Genomic DNA, 15,736 nt, shown 5'->3' with positions numbered 1-15,736 from the left:
TAAATGGTGACTGTGTGGCGTGAGGAGGATAACATTTGAAGAAAAAAATCCTAAACGATTCCCTTTTAAAAGCGGCAAGGGGAGAACAGACAGGCCGCGTCCCCGTCTGGTATATGCGGCAGGCCGGCAGATCCCAGCCGGAGTACCGAAAACTGAAAGAAAAGTATTCTCTGTTCGACATCACCCATCAGCCGGAACTGTGCGCATATGTGACAAGGCTGCCGGTAGAGCATTACGATGTGGATGCCGCCATTCTTTATAAAGATATCATGACGCCGCTCCCCGCCCTCGGTGTGGAAGTTGAAATCCTCAAAGGAGCAGGCCCTGTCATACATAACCCGGTTTCTTCGTTAAAAGATGTGGAAAAATTGGGGGAGTTGCATCCGGAAGAAGATGTTCCCTATGTTCTGGAGACGATCCGGCTGTTGACGGAGGAACAGTTGGCGGTTCCGTTGATCGGATTTTCCGGCGCGCCTTTTACTCTGGCCAGTTATATGATTGAAGGCGGGCCTTCAAAAGATTATAGAAAAACAAAAGCGTTTATGTATACAGAACCAAAAGCGTGGTTTGCGCTGATGGAAAAACTGGCGGATATGATCATCGTGTATGTAAAAGCGCAAATCAAAGCCGGAGCCAGCGCCATTCAAATATTCGACTCATGGGTGGGTGCTTTAAATGCAGCGGATTACCGCTATTATATGAAACCTGTGATGGAACGGATATTTACCGCGCTGCGAACAGAAAATGCCCCGTTCATCCTGTTCGGTGTCGGGGCCGGGCATCTGGCGCTAGAATGGAACAGCCTGCCAATTGATGTGGTTGGCCTCGACTGGCGGCTGCCAATCCAAAAAGCACGCGCGCTCGGCGTGACAAAAGCAATCCAGGGGAATCTTGACCCCGCCGTGCTCTTGGCCCCGTGGGAAGTTATTCAAGAAAAGGCGGCCGCCATACTGGACGAAGGCATGGCACAGCCGGGTTACATCTTTAACCTCGGGCATGGTGTCACCCCTGATGTCCGTCCGGAAACATTAAAAAGGCTGACAACGTTTATTCATGAATACAGCGAAAGAAAACAACAGGAGGAAGCATAATGGAAAAGAAAAAAATCGGACTGCTCGTGATGGCGTACGGCACGCCGTATAAAGAAGAAGATATTGAGCGTTACTATACCCATATTCGGCACGGGAGAAGGCCCCAGGATGAGATGCTGGAAGATTTGAAGCGCCGGTATAAAGCAATCGGAGGTCTGTCCCCGCTCGCCAAAATAACAGAAAACCAGGCATATGCGCTTGAAGCGAGGCTGAATGAACGGACGGACGGAGCGGAATTTAAAGCTTATATTGGCTTAAAACATATTGAACCTTTTATTGAAGATGCCGTCAAACAAATGCATGATGACGGCATTGAAGAAGCGGTATCGATCGTGCTTGCGCCACATTACTCGGCTTTTAGCGTGAAATCATACAACGAAAGGGCGAAAGAAGCAGCGGCAAAACTGGGCGGGCCCGCCATCCAATCGGTCGAAAGCTGGTATGATGAACCGAAATTTGTCGATTTTTGGGCACAGCAACTTCAGAAAACGTATGCTACAATGAGTGAAGAAGAACGCACGTCTTCCTGCTTGATTGTATCCGCCCACAGCCTTCCGGAAAAAATTCTGCAGTACGGCGATCCGTATCCGGAACAAATCCGGGAAACAGCTGATCTGATTGCGGAGGCAGCGGGCGTGCAGACGTATGCAGTCGGCTGGCAAAGTGCAGGCAATACGCCGGATCCGTGGCTCGGCCCCGATGTGCAAGACCTTACAAGAACGCTGTATGAAAAACATCATTATAAAGCCTTCATTTATGCGCCGGTCGGGTTCGTTGCGGAACATCTGGAAGTTTTATATGATAATGATTATGAGTGCAAGGCAGTTTGCGATTCAGTTGGCGCATCGTATTACCGCCCGGAAATGCCGAATGACAACCCGGCTTTTATTGATTCGCTGGCTGAGGCTGTTTTGAAAAAAACAAAATCAGGGTTGCTGCCGCAAGAATAGGCAGCCGCCTGAGATTTTTAACGGATTTCCATAAAACATGACATTATTGCCAAAGAAGGTGCTGACCATGGCCGGAAACAGAAAAAAAGTAGCTGTGCTTGGCGGCGGAATCACCGGCTTGACAGCTGCTTATTATTTGCGGCGCCTTGTTGAGGACCAACAGCTGCCGTTTGATGTGATATTGTTGGAAAAAGGGCGCCGGCTTGGCGGAAAAATCCAGACGGTCAGGCGTGCCGGATTTGTCATTGAACGCGGGCCGGATTCTTTTCTGGCAAGAAAGCAAAGCGCTTTGCATCTGGCAGAAGATCTCGGGCTGTCGCCTTCCCTCGTATCCAATGCGACAGGCAAATCTTATATTTTATTAAACCAACAGCTCTATCCGGTGCCAAGAGGTTCTGTGATGGGCATTCCGACAAGATTGGCGCCTTTTTTTGCTTCCCCTTTGTTTTCTGTTACCGGCAAAATCCGGGCGCTCTGCGATTTGATCCTGCCCCGGAAAAATACCGGCGAAGACCGGTCAGTCGGGGATTTTGTCCGCTACCGGCTCGGTGAAGAAGTGCTGGAAAACCTTGTCGAACCATTATTGTTCGGGGTGTATGCCGGAGATGTCGACGAGCTGAGCGTGCTGGCAACGCAGCCTCAATTTTTCGAGGCTGTCCAAAAACACCGAAGCCTGATCCTCGGCATGAAAAAAGTAGCGGCGGAATTTGCGCAAGACTCCAGGCCAACCCGGAATAAGGGGGCTTTTTTAACCTTTCAAAACGGCCTCGAAACGCTCGTTGAAGCACTTGAGGAAAAAATCGGCGCTGAGGCGGTCATGAAGGGCGTGACAGTGGATACGGTTGAAATGAGTACGGGCGGCGGGGATTACAGGATCACACTGACAAATGGAACCCGCATCACAGCGGATTATATTATCTCGGCCCTTCCTCATTTTTCGCTCCCCCATATTTTTTCAAAGTATGCTTTTTTTGCGCCGCTTGAAAAGGTGCCATCCACATCTGTTGCAACAGTCTCGATGGCGTTTCCGGAGAGCGCGGTGAAAAAAGACATTGACGGGACAGGCTTTGTGGTGACGAGAAACAGTGATTATACAATTACCGCCTGCACCTGGACGCATAAAAAATGGCCGCATACAGCACCGGAAGGAAAGGCGTTGCTCCGCTGCTATATCGGCCGGTCAGCGGAATCCGCGGTCGTCGATCTCGCGGATGACAGGATTCAGAAAATCGTGCTGGAAGATTTAAATAAAATCATGGAAATAACAGCAGAACCGGAGTTTACTGTTGTTTCCCGCTGGAAATATGCGATGCCGCAATATACGGTGGGCCATAAAGCAAGAATCGGGAAAATTTTAGCGGCAGCCAAAAACGAATTGCCGGGCATTTCTTTTGCCGGAAGCTCGTTTAACGGGGTCGGCGTGCCGGACTGCATCTCCCAGGGAAGGGCGGCGGTTGGCGAGATGCTCCGGTACTTCCGGCTTCGGGCTGAATTTTAATAGGTGATGAAGAAAGCGGCATGGTGCATTCGGCTGGCACCTGCCGTTTTTATTGTCACGGAAACGGGAATGAGGGATGTGTAAAATTTTTTCGTCGCGTTGCCATGCAAGTATGGCGCTTCGGGGCACATTCCCCTTTACTTGAAGAAGCAGGCATGAAAAATGCGCCAATGAAAAGCACTGCAGAGACTTGGCCGGAAGCATCATGGTTCCCGGATACAAATACTTGATGTTCAGGGGGAAACGTGGTATATTACTTTTTGTGCGAAAATGACCAAAAAACCAAATCAGTCACTCGTTCTAACGGGAGGTGGAAAGCTTGGAAACGGACCGCAGGCTGCAAATATTAAACGCTGCTACAAAATCTTTTGCCCAGTATGGTTATAAAGCGACAACAATGGATTTGATAGCCAAAATGGCCAATGTCGGAAAGGGGACCATTTATAACTTTTTCCGCAATAAAGAAGAATTATTCCGTGAAATCATTGCCCGCCTGATTGATGAAATGGAACAGGTGGCGGAAGCGTCAATGGATCCGGAAGCTTCTTTTTATGCCAATCTGCATTCCGCCCTGTTCAGCATTCTTGAATTCCGCAAAACCCATCAGCTGACGCTTAAATTATTCGAAGAGCAGAAAGAAATGGGAACGCCGGCCGTCAATGACATGGTCGAGAAAATTGAAGAGAAGATCATTGACTACCTGAAAGGAATGCTGGAACGGGCGATACAGGCGGGGAAAATCAAACCGTGCAATCCGGAGTTGACCGCTTTTATCATGTTTAAACTGTACGTCGCCATTATTTTTGACTGGGAAAAACACCATGATTCCCTGTCGAAGGAAGAAATTGCGGAGGCGTTTGAACTGTATTTGCTAAAAGGGTTGCAGAACTGATTTTTCGGCTGGAAAAGGAGGTATTTTAGATGGACAATTTATGGTTCGCGGAAATACGGAGTATTTTACGTTCGCCGAAAAAGCTGATTGAAACGGCAGCCATTATTCTTGTGCCAATTTTATATGCCGGCATGTTTATCTGGTCTTTTTGGGATCCGTACGGGCATCTCGAAAAATTGCCGGTTGCCGTTGTAAATGAAGACAAAGGGGCACAAATGGAGGGGGAACATCTCGCCCTCGGGGATAAGCTCGTCAAAAATTTAAAAGAAAAGGACAGCTTTGATTTTCACTTTGTCGATCAGCAAACGGCGGAGAAAAAACTGAAAGATAACCAATATTATATGATTATAGAGATCCCTGAAGATTTCTCTAAAAACGCAACCACTTTACTGGATAAAAACCCACAAAAATTGCAGCTGAACTATATTCAAAACCAGGCAATGAACTATACTTCTTCCAAAATTGAAGAATCTGCAATGACAAAAATAAAATCGAGCGTTGCGGAACAGGTGACAAAAACGTATACAGAAGAAGTATTCGGGAAAGTGAAAGAAATGGCAAACGGCTACCGGTCTGCCGGAAACGGGGCAAAAAGCCTTGCCAAAGGAAGCGGCAAACTAAAAGACGGCGCTGTTGTCTTAAGAAAAGGAACGGAAAATTTGTTGACCGGCTCCACCGCCCTGAACGACGGCATCGGCCGGGTCCATAACGGGGCGGCTGATTTAAACAAGGGCGCTTTGAAACTGTATAACGGTTCACGCACGCTCGGCGAAGGGATCGCCCAGGCTGACAGCGGCGCCGTTTCCTTGAAAAACCATTTGGCCCAATTGGCGGCAAGCTCGGTTACTTTTTCAAACGGGCTGTCGGAGGCAAAATCGGGTGCTGACAAGGTAGCAAACGGATCAAAATCGTTGGCCGCAGGCATGAACCAGCTGCAGACAGCAAGCGGCCAGTTGCTTGATGCGTCGAAACAGCTTCAAACAGGAGCCGGCAAGGTGGCAGACGGGAGCGCCAAAGTAAGTAACGGCTTAAATGGGGTAAACAGCCAGCTTCCGGCGTTAACGAGCGGCACCGCCCAAGTGCAAAACGGCGTGAAAGAGCTGCAACAACAGCTGCCTGAAAAGCTTGCAGCGGGCATTGCAACCCAGATGGAGAAAAACATGGAGACCAGGCTTACCGGCCTTCAGCCGCAAATCGATGCGATGAGCAGCAGTATGTTTGACCAGCAAAAAAAACAGGCGGAAAACCTGCTCAGCCAGTTAAAACAAGTGCTGCCGGCCGAAACATATCAGACGGTTTCCAACCAAGTCTTGAGTAATTATACAGATGAAAAGAAACAAACATTCCAGCAAGCATTCCGAGAGCAGGTCAAAAAGCAGCTTTCGGCCTCGTTAACCAGCGGGTCTGCATCTTCGCAAGCCGCTTTGCAAAGCCAGATTCAACAGGCGATTGCTCCATACTTTTCTGATCTGAACGAAGGGCTTGGAAAAGTAGGCAGCGGGCAGCAACAAGTGCAAACCGTTATTGGCGAACTCGCCAAAGGCGCCAATAGTTTGAATGACGGCGCACAGCAACTTGCAAGCGGCCAAAATGCATTCGTCAAAAATGCAACCATTTTTAATGAAAAACTGCAACAAGCTGCATCCGGCGCAAACAGCCTCGAATCCGGGGCAACGGCGGTTGCATCCGGGCTCGGGCAGCTTTCCGGCGGTTCAGGCCAGCTCGTAAACGGAACGAAACAACTGGCAAACGGTTCAAGCGCGCTTGCAGAAGGGACCGGAAAACTGGCAGAAGGTTCAAATGAATTGACGAACGGTACACAATCACTTGCGAACGGCTCAAGCGTGCTCGTAAAAGGCACGTCCCAATTGTTAAACGGCGCAGGCCAGTTGCAAAGCGGAAGCAAGCAGTTGAACAACGGTGCGGGCAGCCTTGTTTCCGGCACGGGCCAATTAAATGCCGGCGCAGATAAACTGAGCAATAAACTTGGCAAAGCGGCTGACCAGGCCGGGGCCATCAATCCGACCGGCGCCACTTATAATATGATGAGCAGCCCGGTCCGGCTGAACCATGATGCTGTGACAAAAGTGCCGAACTATGGTACCGGCCTTGCTCCGTATTTCTTATCGCTCGGGCTTTTTGTCGGCGGATTATTGCTGACAATTATCTACAATGTAAAAACCCCGGCAATCATGCCGAAAAACGGGGTAACCTGGTTTCTTGGAAAATTCGGCGTCATGGCACTGATCGGCATCTTACAATCGCTTTTGGCAGATTTCATTCTGCTTGATCTGCTGAAATTGCATGTGCAAAGTGTGCCGCTGTTTATCATTGCAACCATTGTGACGAGCCTGACTTATATGGCGATCATCCAATTTTTGGTTGCGGCATTCGCGAACCCGGGCAGGTACATTGCGGTCATCATTTTGATTTTGCAACTGACGACAAGCGCAGGCACCTTCCCGCTTGAATTGATTCCAAAGCCGCTTCAGGCTGTCCATGACCTGATGCCGATGACATATTCGCTGCAAATGTTTAAAGCGGTGATTTCAAGCGGCGATTTCAGTTTCATGTGGCAAAATGCCGATAAGCTTTCGGCCTTTTTTGCGGCGTTTATCTTTCTTTCCCTTCTCTACTTTGTTGTGAAATTTAGACGCCTTCATAAGATGGTAGAAAAGGAGGGGGCAGCCTCTCCGGTGGAAGCATAAGAGATTTGCTGTGAAAGCGGCAGGACGAAGCCATTTTGGCCGGTCCTGCTGTTTTTTTTATGGCTGTATTTGTAAACAGAGCTGCATGCCGGTATTTTATATTTCAAGGGGTTGTCGGACATTGCTATAAAAGACAGGTTTCCGCCGTTTTCCATGTGAAGTGATCACAAAAGCAGCCCCTTTTTCGGAAACAATGATAAAACTTTCACAAACTTGTCATGAACGGGTATAAAAGCGCTTTCTTCAGGGGCTTATAATAAGATTAAGGATGGTGTAAAGGAAAGGGTGAGAGAGGTGGGCTACGAACGATTGGCCAGGAAACTGGTGCAGCTTTCGGGAGGCGAGGAAAATATTCAAGCGGTTTTCCACTGTTCAACAAGGCTTCACTTTAAATTAAAAGACCCCGGGCAGGTAAAAAAAGCGGCGGCAGAGGAGCTTGACGGGGTGGTCTCAGCCGCTGTTTCCGGCGGGTATTTTCATATTGTGACAGGGATAAATGCCGGGGAAGTGCACAATGACATGTTAAAATATATGCGTATTGGCCGGATGGAAAGCGGGGATCGGGAAGAAACATCCGGCTTTGAAAACCCGGCCATGCAGCCGGGCAGATCAACCGGACGCCCGGATGCGGCCGAAACATCCGGCCTTGAGGATCAATTGTTTCATCAGATGATGGACACGGCGGCATCCATTTTTAATGCCCGGGGCGGCGGCGAGCCGGTTATGGTTGTTTTATTCGGGTACAAAAACAAAGAACCGGCCGTTGCCGGAGGTATCCCGCATAAGAAAACGGAAGAACCGGTGCGGTATCAGAAAAAGGAAATGATCGCCAGCCCGTTTACAGGAGAAACGATCCCGCTTGAACAAGTCAATGATCCTGCATTTTCTTCCGGCATGCTCGGCAAAGGGGTCGGCATTAAGCCTTCTGTCGGCAAGCTTTTTGCGCCGGTCAGCGGGACGGTAACGGCGGTGTTCCCAAGCGGGCATGCGATTGGCATCACGTCCACAACCGGCATTCAAATTTTGATTCATATCGGCATTGATACGGTCCGGCTCGAAGGAAAATATTATCATGTCCATGTGAAAAAAGGCCAGCCGGTTGAAAAAGGCGAAGTGTTAATCGAATTTGATATCCCTGAAATTGAAGCAGCCGGATATGATTTAACTTCTCCGGTTGTGATCACGAACTCGGATAATTATTTTGAGGTGCTGGAAACCGACCGGAAAAAAGTCGATGCCAGTGACCAGCTGATGACAATTGTCGGTTAAAACACAAACAGGGCGCCGCATGCGGCGCCCTGTTTGTCAGTAAACGATATCCACCTGATGATCTTTGAAAAAACGGAGCCATTCGTCACTCGGTTTTTCATCTGTGACCACAAAGTCAACAGCCGAAAAATCTGCAAAATGGACAAAAGCAATTTTGTCGAATTTACTTTTATCAGCAAGCAGAATGGCTTTATTTGCCTGTTTGAGCATTTCCTTTTTAATATGGCTTTCCGCTTCATTCGAGTCGGTGATCCCCCGCACCATAGAAATGCCTTTGCAACTGAACAGCGCCACATCGACATTGTATTGGCGCACAGAATGCTCAGCAACAGAACCGACCAGTGAATTGGAACGTTTCCGCAGCACCCCGCCTGTTGACAGGAGGCGGATGTTTGACTGGGCCAGTTCGCTTAATGCGATGGCAGAATTGGTTAAGACGACAAGTCCCTCTTTCGTTCTGTTCAACTCTTTTAACGCTTCCAACACGGTCGAGCTCGCATCCGCCACAATCGTATTTCCGTCTGAAATGAGCGGCTGCAGCTTGCCGGCAATGTTTTGCTTTGCTTCCATATTGACGGTGAATCTTGTCTGGTAGGGGAGATCTTCATTTGTGTGGAGATTTAGCACAGCGCCCCCGTATGTCCGCGTCACAATTCCTTCTTTTTCAAGCTTCTCCAGATCCCGCCTGATCGTCTCTTCCGTTACTTGAAACTCCTTTGCCAAATTGGCAACATACACTTTTTTCTCCCGGTACAGCGTATTTAAAATTTTATCTCTCCGTTCAAAAGCCAGCATGTCCCTAACCCCGTTCCTGTTCTGTATCCTTTTCTCTGATAAGCCCATTTTAGCAAAAATCGTCCGTTTAAAAAAGAAAACAACAAAAACCAACAAAATTATAATAAAATAAATAAAAAAATCTTTTTTTATATTGATTTATGTTTGTTTTTTCGCTAGTATAGGAAGTGTGAAGAAGGGTTTTCACAAACCAGTTAAAGAAAGCGGTTTCTGAACCCGATTTTGAAGTGCACGCATGGCGGCTTGTTTGTCCCGCTGCCCAACAATCAATATAACATGGAAGGAATGAGGGCGGCGGAAAAAGCCATACAGATTGCTTTTGATGGTTTGTATATCGGACTGCTGGCGGATTTTTCATCTGGTAATAAGATAGAAAATTTTAAAATAAACGAAAGCGAGGGATAAAACGTGATCAGAAAAGCGAGTGTAATGTTTGTGCATAAGGATCAATATGAGGAATACAAGCGCCGGCATGACCATATCTGGCCGGAAATGGCAAAAGAATTAAAGGCGCACGGGGCCCGTAATTATTCGATTTTTTTGGATGAAGAAACGGGCCGGCTATTTGCTTATTTGGAAGTGGAAGATGAAGCGCTCTATGAAAAAATGGCAGATACAGAGATTTGCAGAAAATGGTGGGACTATATGGAACCATTAATGGAGACCAATCCCGATAACAGCCCGGTGTCTGTCCCATTAATTGAAGTTTTTCACCTGGAATAACAGCCTTCATTTAGAATTGGAAAATCCCAGAAATTCATATTGTAAACGATATCAAATCCTTCATAAAACTGATAACAGAAAGGCGGAGAAGAAATGGCGAGAATAGGAAGCAAAAGCACGACCGGCTGGAAAGCGACAATTTCAGTTGCCATGGCCAATTACATTGAAGCCGGTTCCATTATCGCAGCAGCCAGCAGTTTGACGCTCTGGCAGGCTTACCTGCACTTAAACAGCATTTCCGTGGGCTTGTTAAGCGCCCTCAGTGCCAACGCATTTGGCGCGGCAATCGGAGCACTGTTCGGCGGGTATTTGACCGATAAATACGGCAGAAAATTTATCTACACGTATGATTTGCTTGTATATATGCTCGGTGTGTTTTTGATTGCGGTTTCCGTCAACTTTCCGATGCTGTTAATCGGCACCATTATCACCGGGGTAGCTGTTGGGACAGGGGTGCCTGCTTCGTGGACATATATTGCGGAAGAAGCCCCGCATTCAAAGCGTGCGGCCCACGTAGGTACGGCGCAATTGGCATGGTCAACGGGGCCAATGATCACGTTTCTGCTCGCCGTTTTGCTTGCGCCGCTTGGCCTGCTCGGCAGCCGGATTATTTTCCTCCATCTATTAGTCATCGCATTTATCACTTGGTATATCCGGCAGGGACTTGAAGAATCAGCCATCTGGAAAGAAGATAAAGAAAAAGAAAAAACCGACGCCCAGCTGGGGAAAAAATCAAGAAGCTCCTTGAAAGAATTATTTCGTTTAAAAGTAAACCGCCAGGCCCTCTTTTTACTGATCGGCATTTATCTATTCTGGAACTTAACGGCAGGGGCAATGGGGTACTTTATGCCCTATATTTACCAAAATGTTGGTGGCCTGACGAACGAACAGGCGAACTTGCTGCAAGCTTTCCTCTGGGCGTTAACGGTGCTGACGACATATGTTGTCTTTATGAGGCTGGGTGACCGTTACAGCCGGCGCTTCCTGTTTGGTTTAGGAGCGGTGATGGGCATTGCCGCATGGCTTATTTTGACTTTTACAGGGATGAATTGGTTCTCCCTTTTTGCTTTTGTCATTCTCTGGGGAAGCGCTGCCGGATTTGGCGCCCAGGCATTTTACGGCTTGTGGGCGAGTGAATTGTTCCCGACGCGGTACCGCGCGGGCGCACAGGGGTTCATTTATTTCCTCGTCCGGTTCGGGATTGCCATCTGGTCTTTTCTGCTTCCAACCATTATGGACACGCTCAGTTTTAAAGTAGCGGGGATTGTGATGATCGTATTCCTTGTCATCCACTGTATCATCGGAATCGTTCTCGCGCCGTCTACACAAGGAAAAACGCTGGAAGAAATTGAAAAAGAACGGTTCGGGACCGTTCGGGACGGGGAAAAACGAGCCGTTACACCAACAACTGCAGCGGAACATTTGAATCAGTAAACCAAAAGGCACAAGTGCGGATCACACTTGTGCCTTTTTAAATGAAAAGATTATCTGTTTTTTGCCCGGCTGACCCTGAGTTCGGGCTGTTTGCTTCCGGCCGGCAACAACGTCATCAGCGAACCTGCGACGATCAGGATAATCCCGACCGTAACAGCCGGCGTAATCGCTTCTCTGAGAAAAATGAGGGCCAAAATCGGCGCCAGTGCAGGCTTAATAAAGAAAACCATCGAAGCCATTGATGCACTCGTTACATCCATCGCAAGGAAGTAAAACGCAAACCCGAGCCCAGTGACAAAAATGCCGATATAAATCAGGCTTGGCAGCGTATGCCATGCAATTCCGCGGAACACGGGCACATTTGCAAATTCGCTGAGGCCTATGGAACGCAGCCAGCCCGCAACAAATCCAATTTTCGAAATCAATACAAGCGCAAGGATTTCCATACTGCCGGTAAAAAAGCTCAAACAGGTTAAAATGACACCATCACATTTAAACTGCTGGCTGCCTTTTCTGCCGACAACACTGTAAAGCGCAAACGTAACCGCCGAAAGAAGCGCAACAATGATGCCAAATGGACTTTGGATTTCAAACGGGTTGACGATAAACAAAATGCCGACCAAGCTGATGCCCAATGCAACCAGCGTCCGCTTCGAAAGACGCTCTTTTAAAAGAAAATGGGCGAGCGGAATAACAAACAGCGGGTTGCAACTGAACAAAATCGCAACGGTGGAAGCTTTTGTATAAACAATGGCCAATTGGTAAAATGTCATGCTGATCACAACACATAAAAAGCCGGTTACAACAAAAAATAAAAAATGGTCCTTTGTCATGTGAAAATGATATTTTTTCATATGCTGAAACGCCAATGGCGACAATATAACCGCGCCAATAAAAAAGCGAAGCAGGTTCAATTGGATCGGATGAAACGTACCGGCAACCATTTTTATGGCAATTTCCATCGTGCTGAAAAATACAGCAGACAAAACAATGTACAAAATTCCTTTTTTCATGCTCATTACCTCGATCTCATTCAAAATGTTTAAATGGTTATCCGGTCATCTGATGATCAACCAAAAAAGCAAGGCAAATTTCCCCTATTCCAGTTTTATTCCATCTCCTATTATAATGCTCTTCCGTTCATAAGGAAAAGGACAACTATGTGAACAATAGAACAAATTGGTGGCTGCCGCTTAAAGAATTCGTTTCCTTCCCCTCTCTTCTTATTTTTCCTTTGATTTTCGCTGTTTTCCTTATGGATTTGTTTGCGGAGAAACGGGAAAGCCCATGCGCCCGCAACCCGGTTTCGGACTTGGGAGAGAAGTCCAGCGAATATGAACGATCACGAAGACTTGTAAGAATGGCGGAACTTTAAGTATATGAAAGTGCCACCTTTTTGACGATCTGTTGAATCAATAGACAAAGAACAGCAAAAAACAAACAATATCATAGTTGTATAAATTATGTTTGTTTTATTTGACACCCCAACATAGCCACATTAAAATAAAAGAAGAAACAAAAAATTTCAGATTGAAAGGCTGGGAGAAGATGAAAACGGCTACAAAAACATACCAAATGTATATTGACGGGGAATTTACAGACGCTGCTTCAAAAGAAACTTCCCAAGTCATCAACCCGGCAACAGAAGAAGTGATTTCCGAAGTCCCGAAAGCAACAATCGAGGATGTCAGAAGGGCAATCGATGCGGCAGAACGTGCCCAGAAATCATGGGAAAAACGTCCTTCTTCTGAACGGGGCAAATACTTAACTGCGCTTGCACAGGAAATCCGCCGCAACGCCGATGCTTTGGCGCGCGTGATTTCGGAAGAAGTCGGAAAAACGCTGGAACTTTCCACAACCGAAGTCCATTTTACAGCCGATTATATCGACTACATGGCCGGCTGGGCGCGGCGGTACGAAGGGGAAATCGTGCCAAGCGACCGCCCGAAAGAAAACATTTTCGTCTACAAAGCCCCCATTGGCGTCATTGCCGGCATTTTGCCATGGAACTTCCCATTTTTCCTCATCGCCCGTAAAGCAGCGCCGGCGCTGATTACCGGAAATACGATTGTGATCAAACCGAGCGGGGAATCGCCGAACAATGCGTTGGAATTTGCAAAAATCATTGACAAAATCGGCCTGCCGAAAGGGGTTATCAATATTGTCACAGGCAGCGGAAGCACGCTCGGGGATGAACTGTCCCGCAACCCGAAAGTCGGCATGGTGAGCCTTACCGGCAGTTACAGTGCAGGAGCGGCCGTGATGCGGGCAGCCGCGGACAATATTACAAAAGTTTCGCTTGAATTAGGCGGGAAAGCCCCAACGATTGTGATGGACGATGCCGATATCGATCTCGCCGTCAAATCGGTTGTTGAATCGCGTGTGATCAATACCGGGCAGGTTTGCAACTGCACAGAACGCGTATATGTTCAAGAAAGTGTCGCAGATGTGTTTATCAGCAAAATCGTCAAAGCCATGCAGGACGTCAAATTCGGTGACCCGCTTGCCGAAGAAGGGCTGGATATGGGGCCGCTTGTCAGCAAAAGCGCACTGGAAAGCGTCGATCAAATGGTGAAAAGAGCGGTTGAAGGCGGCGCCAAAGTATTAACCGGCGGCAAACCGGCTGGCAGGGACAAAGGCTACTATTATGAGCCGACCGTGCTTGTCAATGTCGATAACACAATGGAAATCATGCGCGAGGAAATTTTCGGGCCGGTTCTCCCGATTGCCACGTTTAAAACGCTTGATGAGGCGATTGAACTGGCAAATGACTGCCAATACGGCCTGACTTCCGCCATTTTCACTTCCAATGTAGACACGATGATGCGTGCCAGCAATGAATTGAAATTTGGCGAAACGTATGTGAACCGCGAAAGCTTTGAAGCGATCCAGGGCTTCCACGCCGGCTGGAGAAAATCGGGCGTCGGCGGTGCAGATGGTAAACACGGGCTTGAAGAATACTTGCAAACGCATGTTGTATATGTACAATACAAATAATCAAAAGCGCCGGCCGGCAGCCGGCGTTTTTGATTATCGCAGTTTCTCAATTTCTTTCATGATTTTTTCAGCATCAAAGTCCGCACTTCCGTCAAAGTCTTTTATAAGCTCACCGTCTTTATTGACGACATAAAAACTCGTGCCGTGGACAACCTGGTCATTTCCGTCCGATTTAGCGACCGGGTTTTTAAAATTTTTCATCGCAAACTTTTCGATTTTTTTCTGCGAATAGCCGGTAAGGAAATGCCACATGGAAAAATCGCTGTGAAATTGGTTGGCAAATTGTTTCAGCTTTTGCGGCGTATCCACTTCGGGGTCGATGCTGAAAGATACAAGCTCCACATCTTTATAACCTGCTTTTTTAATTTTCTCCTGCAATTCGCTCATATGCATCGTCATCGGGGGGCAAACCGTTTTGCAGCTCGTAAAAATAAAGTCGGCCACCCATACTTTCCCCTTTAAATCGTCCAGACTGAAAGATTTCCCATCCTGGTCCGTAAATTGAAAGTGTTCAACCGGGTCCCCTTTTGGCGCACAGGAGGAAAGCGCCGGAAGCAAAAATACGAACAACACGAGAAGTGCAATCTTTCTCTTCAAATCAGCCTCCCCCTTTACGGATGTAAGCGTTATTTTGTATGATCATTATAACATGTATTTTCAGTATAAACGGTAAAAACAGAAAAAAGAGGGTGGAGTGGTGAAAAAGTGGATTCTGGCGGGCTTGTTCCTGATGGCCGTATCGCTCTTTGCCGGATGCGGAAAACAGGAGACGGCGGCTGTAAAACCGGCGAAAATGGTAAAAGTGCAGCTCATCGTGCCCAAAACCGCTAACGCTGGCACAAGCATCCCGTTAAAGGCGGTTGTCACACAAGGGAAAGAAAAAGTAGACGATGCAGACGAAGTAAAGTTTGAAATTTGGAAGGAAAATTCGGATAAAAACAGCTCGATGCTGGAAGCGAAGCATGATCAGCACGGCATTTATACCGCAAAAACGGTCATTAAAGACCCCGGTACTTATACGGTCCAGGTGCATGTGACAGCGCGGAAAATGCATGTCATGCCTAAAACCACTTTATCCGTAAACTGAAAAACAACCAGGCAGCGTGAAGGCGTTTTTCATCCTTGCGCTGCCCTTTTTGTTATGCATGGCTTTTCACATGCAGGCAGTTCGGGCATGTATTGCCATAGCATTCCGACTGCTCATCGATTTTTTCACCGCATTCTGTGCAATATTTATCAGGCAGGTTTTTGAAAAAGTCTAAAATATTTTGTACCATTTTCACGACTCCTTTGTTATATAACTGTTTATTATGTTTTTAATTGTATTATAACAGTTTTCAAATGTCAATGGCGAAATGGTGAATTTTTTAGAAAAATAG

14 protein-coding genes are annotated in these 15,736 nt (G+C 47.4%); 10 read left to right on the top strand and 4 right to left on the bottom strand.

Annotation, left to right across the window (positions count from 1 at the left end; all coding sequences use genetic code 11):
* Positions 1-35 precede the first annotated feature (35 nt).
* The 6 genes from hemE (at position 36) to ABR335_RS12845 (ending at position 8,408) form a co-directional block, all read left to right on the top strand.
* Positions 36-1,091: a uroporphyrinogen decarboxylase gene (gene hemE, locus ABR335_RS12870; protein WP_350346219.1), complete on the top strand. Its 1,056-nt coding sequence runs from the start codon at positions 36-38 to the stop codon at positions 1,089-1,091.
* A complete protein-coding gene (gene hemH, locus ABR335_RS12865; RefSeq protein WP_350346218.1) occupies positions 1,091-2,041 on the top strand; it encodes a ferrochelatase in 951 nt (316 codons plus the stop codon). Before hemE ends, hemH begins: the two co-directional genes overlap by 1 nt.
* Before the next feature lie 67 nt (positions 2,042-2,108).
* A complete protein-coding gene (hemY, locus tag ABR335_RS12860; RefSeq protein WP_350346217.1) occupies positions 2,109-3,539 on the top strand; it encodes a protoporphyrinogen oxidase in 1,431 nt (476 codons plus the stop codon).
* A 319-nt stretch (positions 3,540-3,858) separates the two neighbouring features.
* The gene (locus ABR335_RS12855) at positions 3,859-4,431 is read left to right on the top strand and encodes a TetR/AcrR family transcriptional regulator (RefSeq protein ID WP_350346216.1); all 573 of its coding nucleotides are present in this window, start codon (positions 3,859-3,861) and stop codon (positions 4,429-4,431) included.
* A 29-nt stretch (positions 4,432-4,460) separates the two neighbouring features.
* Positions 4,461-7,139: a YhgE/Pip domain-containing protein gene (locus tag ABR335_RS12850; RefSeq protein ID WP_350346215.1), complete on the top strand. Its 2,679-nt coding sequence runs from the start codon at positions 4,461-4,463 to the stop codon at positions 7,137-7,139.
* A 309-nt stretch (positions 7,140-7,448) separates the two neighbouring features.
* On the top strand, positions 7,449-8,408 hold the full coding sequence (locus ABR335_RS12845; RefSeq protein ID WP_350346214.1) for a glucose PTS transporter subunit IIA: 960 nt from the start codon (positions 7,449-7,451) through the stop codon (positions 8,406-8,408).
* Positions 8,409-8,444: 36 nt separating this feature from the next.
* Here the strand turns inward: ABR335_RS12845 and ABR335_RS12840 are convergent, their stop codons facing one another.
* Positions 8,445-9,203 carry a DeoR/GlpR family DNA-binding transcription regulator gene (locus ABR335_RS12840; protein WP_350346213.1) on the bottom strand — a complete coding sequence of 253 codons (759 nt, stop codon included), beginning with the start codon at positions 9,201-9,203 and terminating at the stop codon, positions 8,445-8,447.
* Positions 9,204-9,611: 408 nt separating this feature from the next.
* On the opposite strand from ABR335_RS12840, the gene rhaM reads away from it, so the two are divergent.
* Both rhaM and ABR335_RS12830 read left to right on the top strand, forming a co-directional pair.
* Positions 9,612-9,926 (top strand): L-rhamnose mutarotase, encoded by a 315-nt coding sequence (gene rhaM / locus ABR335_RS12835; RefSeq protein ID WP_350346212.1) that lies wholly within the window; start codon positions 9,612-9,614, stop codon positions 9,924-9,926.
* A 93-nt stretch (positions 9,927-10,019) separates the two neighbouring features.
* Positions 10,020-11,360 (top strand): MFS transporter, encoded by a 1,341-nt coding sequence (locus tag ABR335_RS12830; protein ID WP_350346211.1) that lies wholly within the window; start codon positions 10,020-10,022, stop codon positions 11,358-11,360.
* A gap of 50 nt (positions 11,361-11,410) precedes the next feature.
* On the opposite strand, the gene ABR335_RS12825 is transcribed toward ABR335_RS12830, so the two are convergent.
* Entirely contained in the window at positions 11,411-12,379 is a 969-nt protein-coding gene (locus tag ABR335_RS12825) for a DMT family transporter (protein ID WP_350346210.1), read from the bottom strand.
* A gap of 529 nt (positions 12,380-12,908) precedes the next feature.
* Here ABR335_RS12825 and aldA point away from each other — a divergent pair.
* Positions 12,909-14,357 (top strand): aldehyde dehydrogenase, encoded by a 1,449-nt coding sequence (gene aldA / locus ABR335_RS12820; RefSeq protein WP_350346209.1) that lies wholly within the window; start codon positions 12,909-12,911, stop codon positions 14,355-14,357.
* A gap of 33 nt (positions 14,358-14,390) precedes the next feature.
* Here aldA and ABR335_RS12815 read toward each other — a convergent pair whose 3' ends face one another.
* Positions 14,391-14,954, bottom strand: coding sequence for an SCO family protein (locus tag ABR335_RS12815; protein WP_326244229.1), 564 nt, complete (start codon positions 14,952-14,954; stop codon positions 14,391-14,393).
* A gap of 100 nt (positions 14,955-15,054) precedes the next feature.
* Here ABR335_RS12815 and ABR335_RS12810 point away from each other — a divergent pair, with 100 nt between their 5' ends.
* Entirely contained in the window at positions 15,055-15,444 is a 390-nt protein-coding gene (locus ABR335_RS12810; protein ID WP_350346208.1) for a FixH family protein, read from the top strand.
* 52 nt (positions 15,445-15,496) lie between these two features.
* On the opposite strand, the gene yhfH is transcribed toward ABR335_RS12810, so the two are convergent.
* Positions 15,497-15,634 (bottom strand): protein YhfH, encoded by a 138-nt coding sequence (gene yhfH / locus ABR335_RS12805; RefSeq protein WP_350346207.1) that lies wholly within the window; start codon positions 15,632-15,634, stop codon positions 15,497-15,499.
* Positions 15,635-15,736: the final 102 nt, after the last annotated feature.

It is taken from the genome of Heyndrickxia faecalis, from assembly GCF_040267745.1.
GTDB classification, from domain to species: Bacteria; Bacillota; Bacilli; order Bacillales; family Bacillaceae_C; genus Weizmannia; species Weizmannia faecalis.
This window is presented reverse-complemented; position numbering and strand designations above follow the sequence as displayed.

Excerpts from the sequence above, each read along its gene's own strand:
- ABR335_RS12825 (WP_350346210.1), bottom strand. The coding sequence starts at position 12,379 with ATGAGCATGAAAAAAGGAATTTTGTACATTGTTTTGTCTGCTGTATTT.
- yhfH (WP_350346207.1), bottom strand. The coding sequence starts at position 15,634 with ATGGTACAAAATATTTTAGACTTTTTCAAAAACCTGCCTGATAAATAT.
- ABR335_RS12850 (WP_350346215.1), top strand. The coding sequence starts at position 4,461 with ATGGACAATTTATGGTTCGCGGAAATACGGAGTATTTTACGTTCGCCG.
- ABR335_RS12840 (WP_350346213.1), bottom strand. The coding sequence starts at position 9,203 with ATGCTGGCTTTTGAACGGAGAGATAAAATTTTAAATACGCTGTACCGG.
- hemY (WP_350346217.1), top strand. The coding sequence starts at position 2,109 with ATGGCCGGAAACAGAAAAAAAGTAGCTGTGCTTGGCGGCGGAATCACC.
- ABR335_RS12830 (WP_350346211.1), top strand. The coding sequence starts at position 10,020 with ATGGCGAGAATAGGAAGCAAAAGCACGACCGGCTGGAAAGCGACAATT.
- hemH (WP_350346218.1), top strand. The coding sequence starts at position 1,091 with ATGGAAAAGAAAAAAATCGGACTGCTCGTGATGGCGTACGGCACGCCG.
- aldA (WP_350346209.1), top strand. The coding sequence starts at position 12,909 with ATGAAAACGGCTACAAAAACATACCAAATGTATATTGACGGGGAATTT.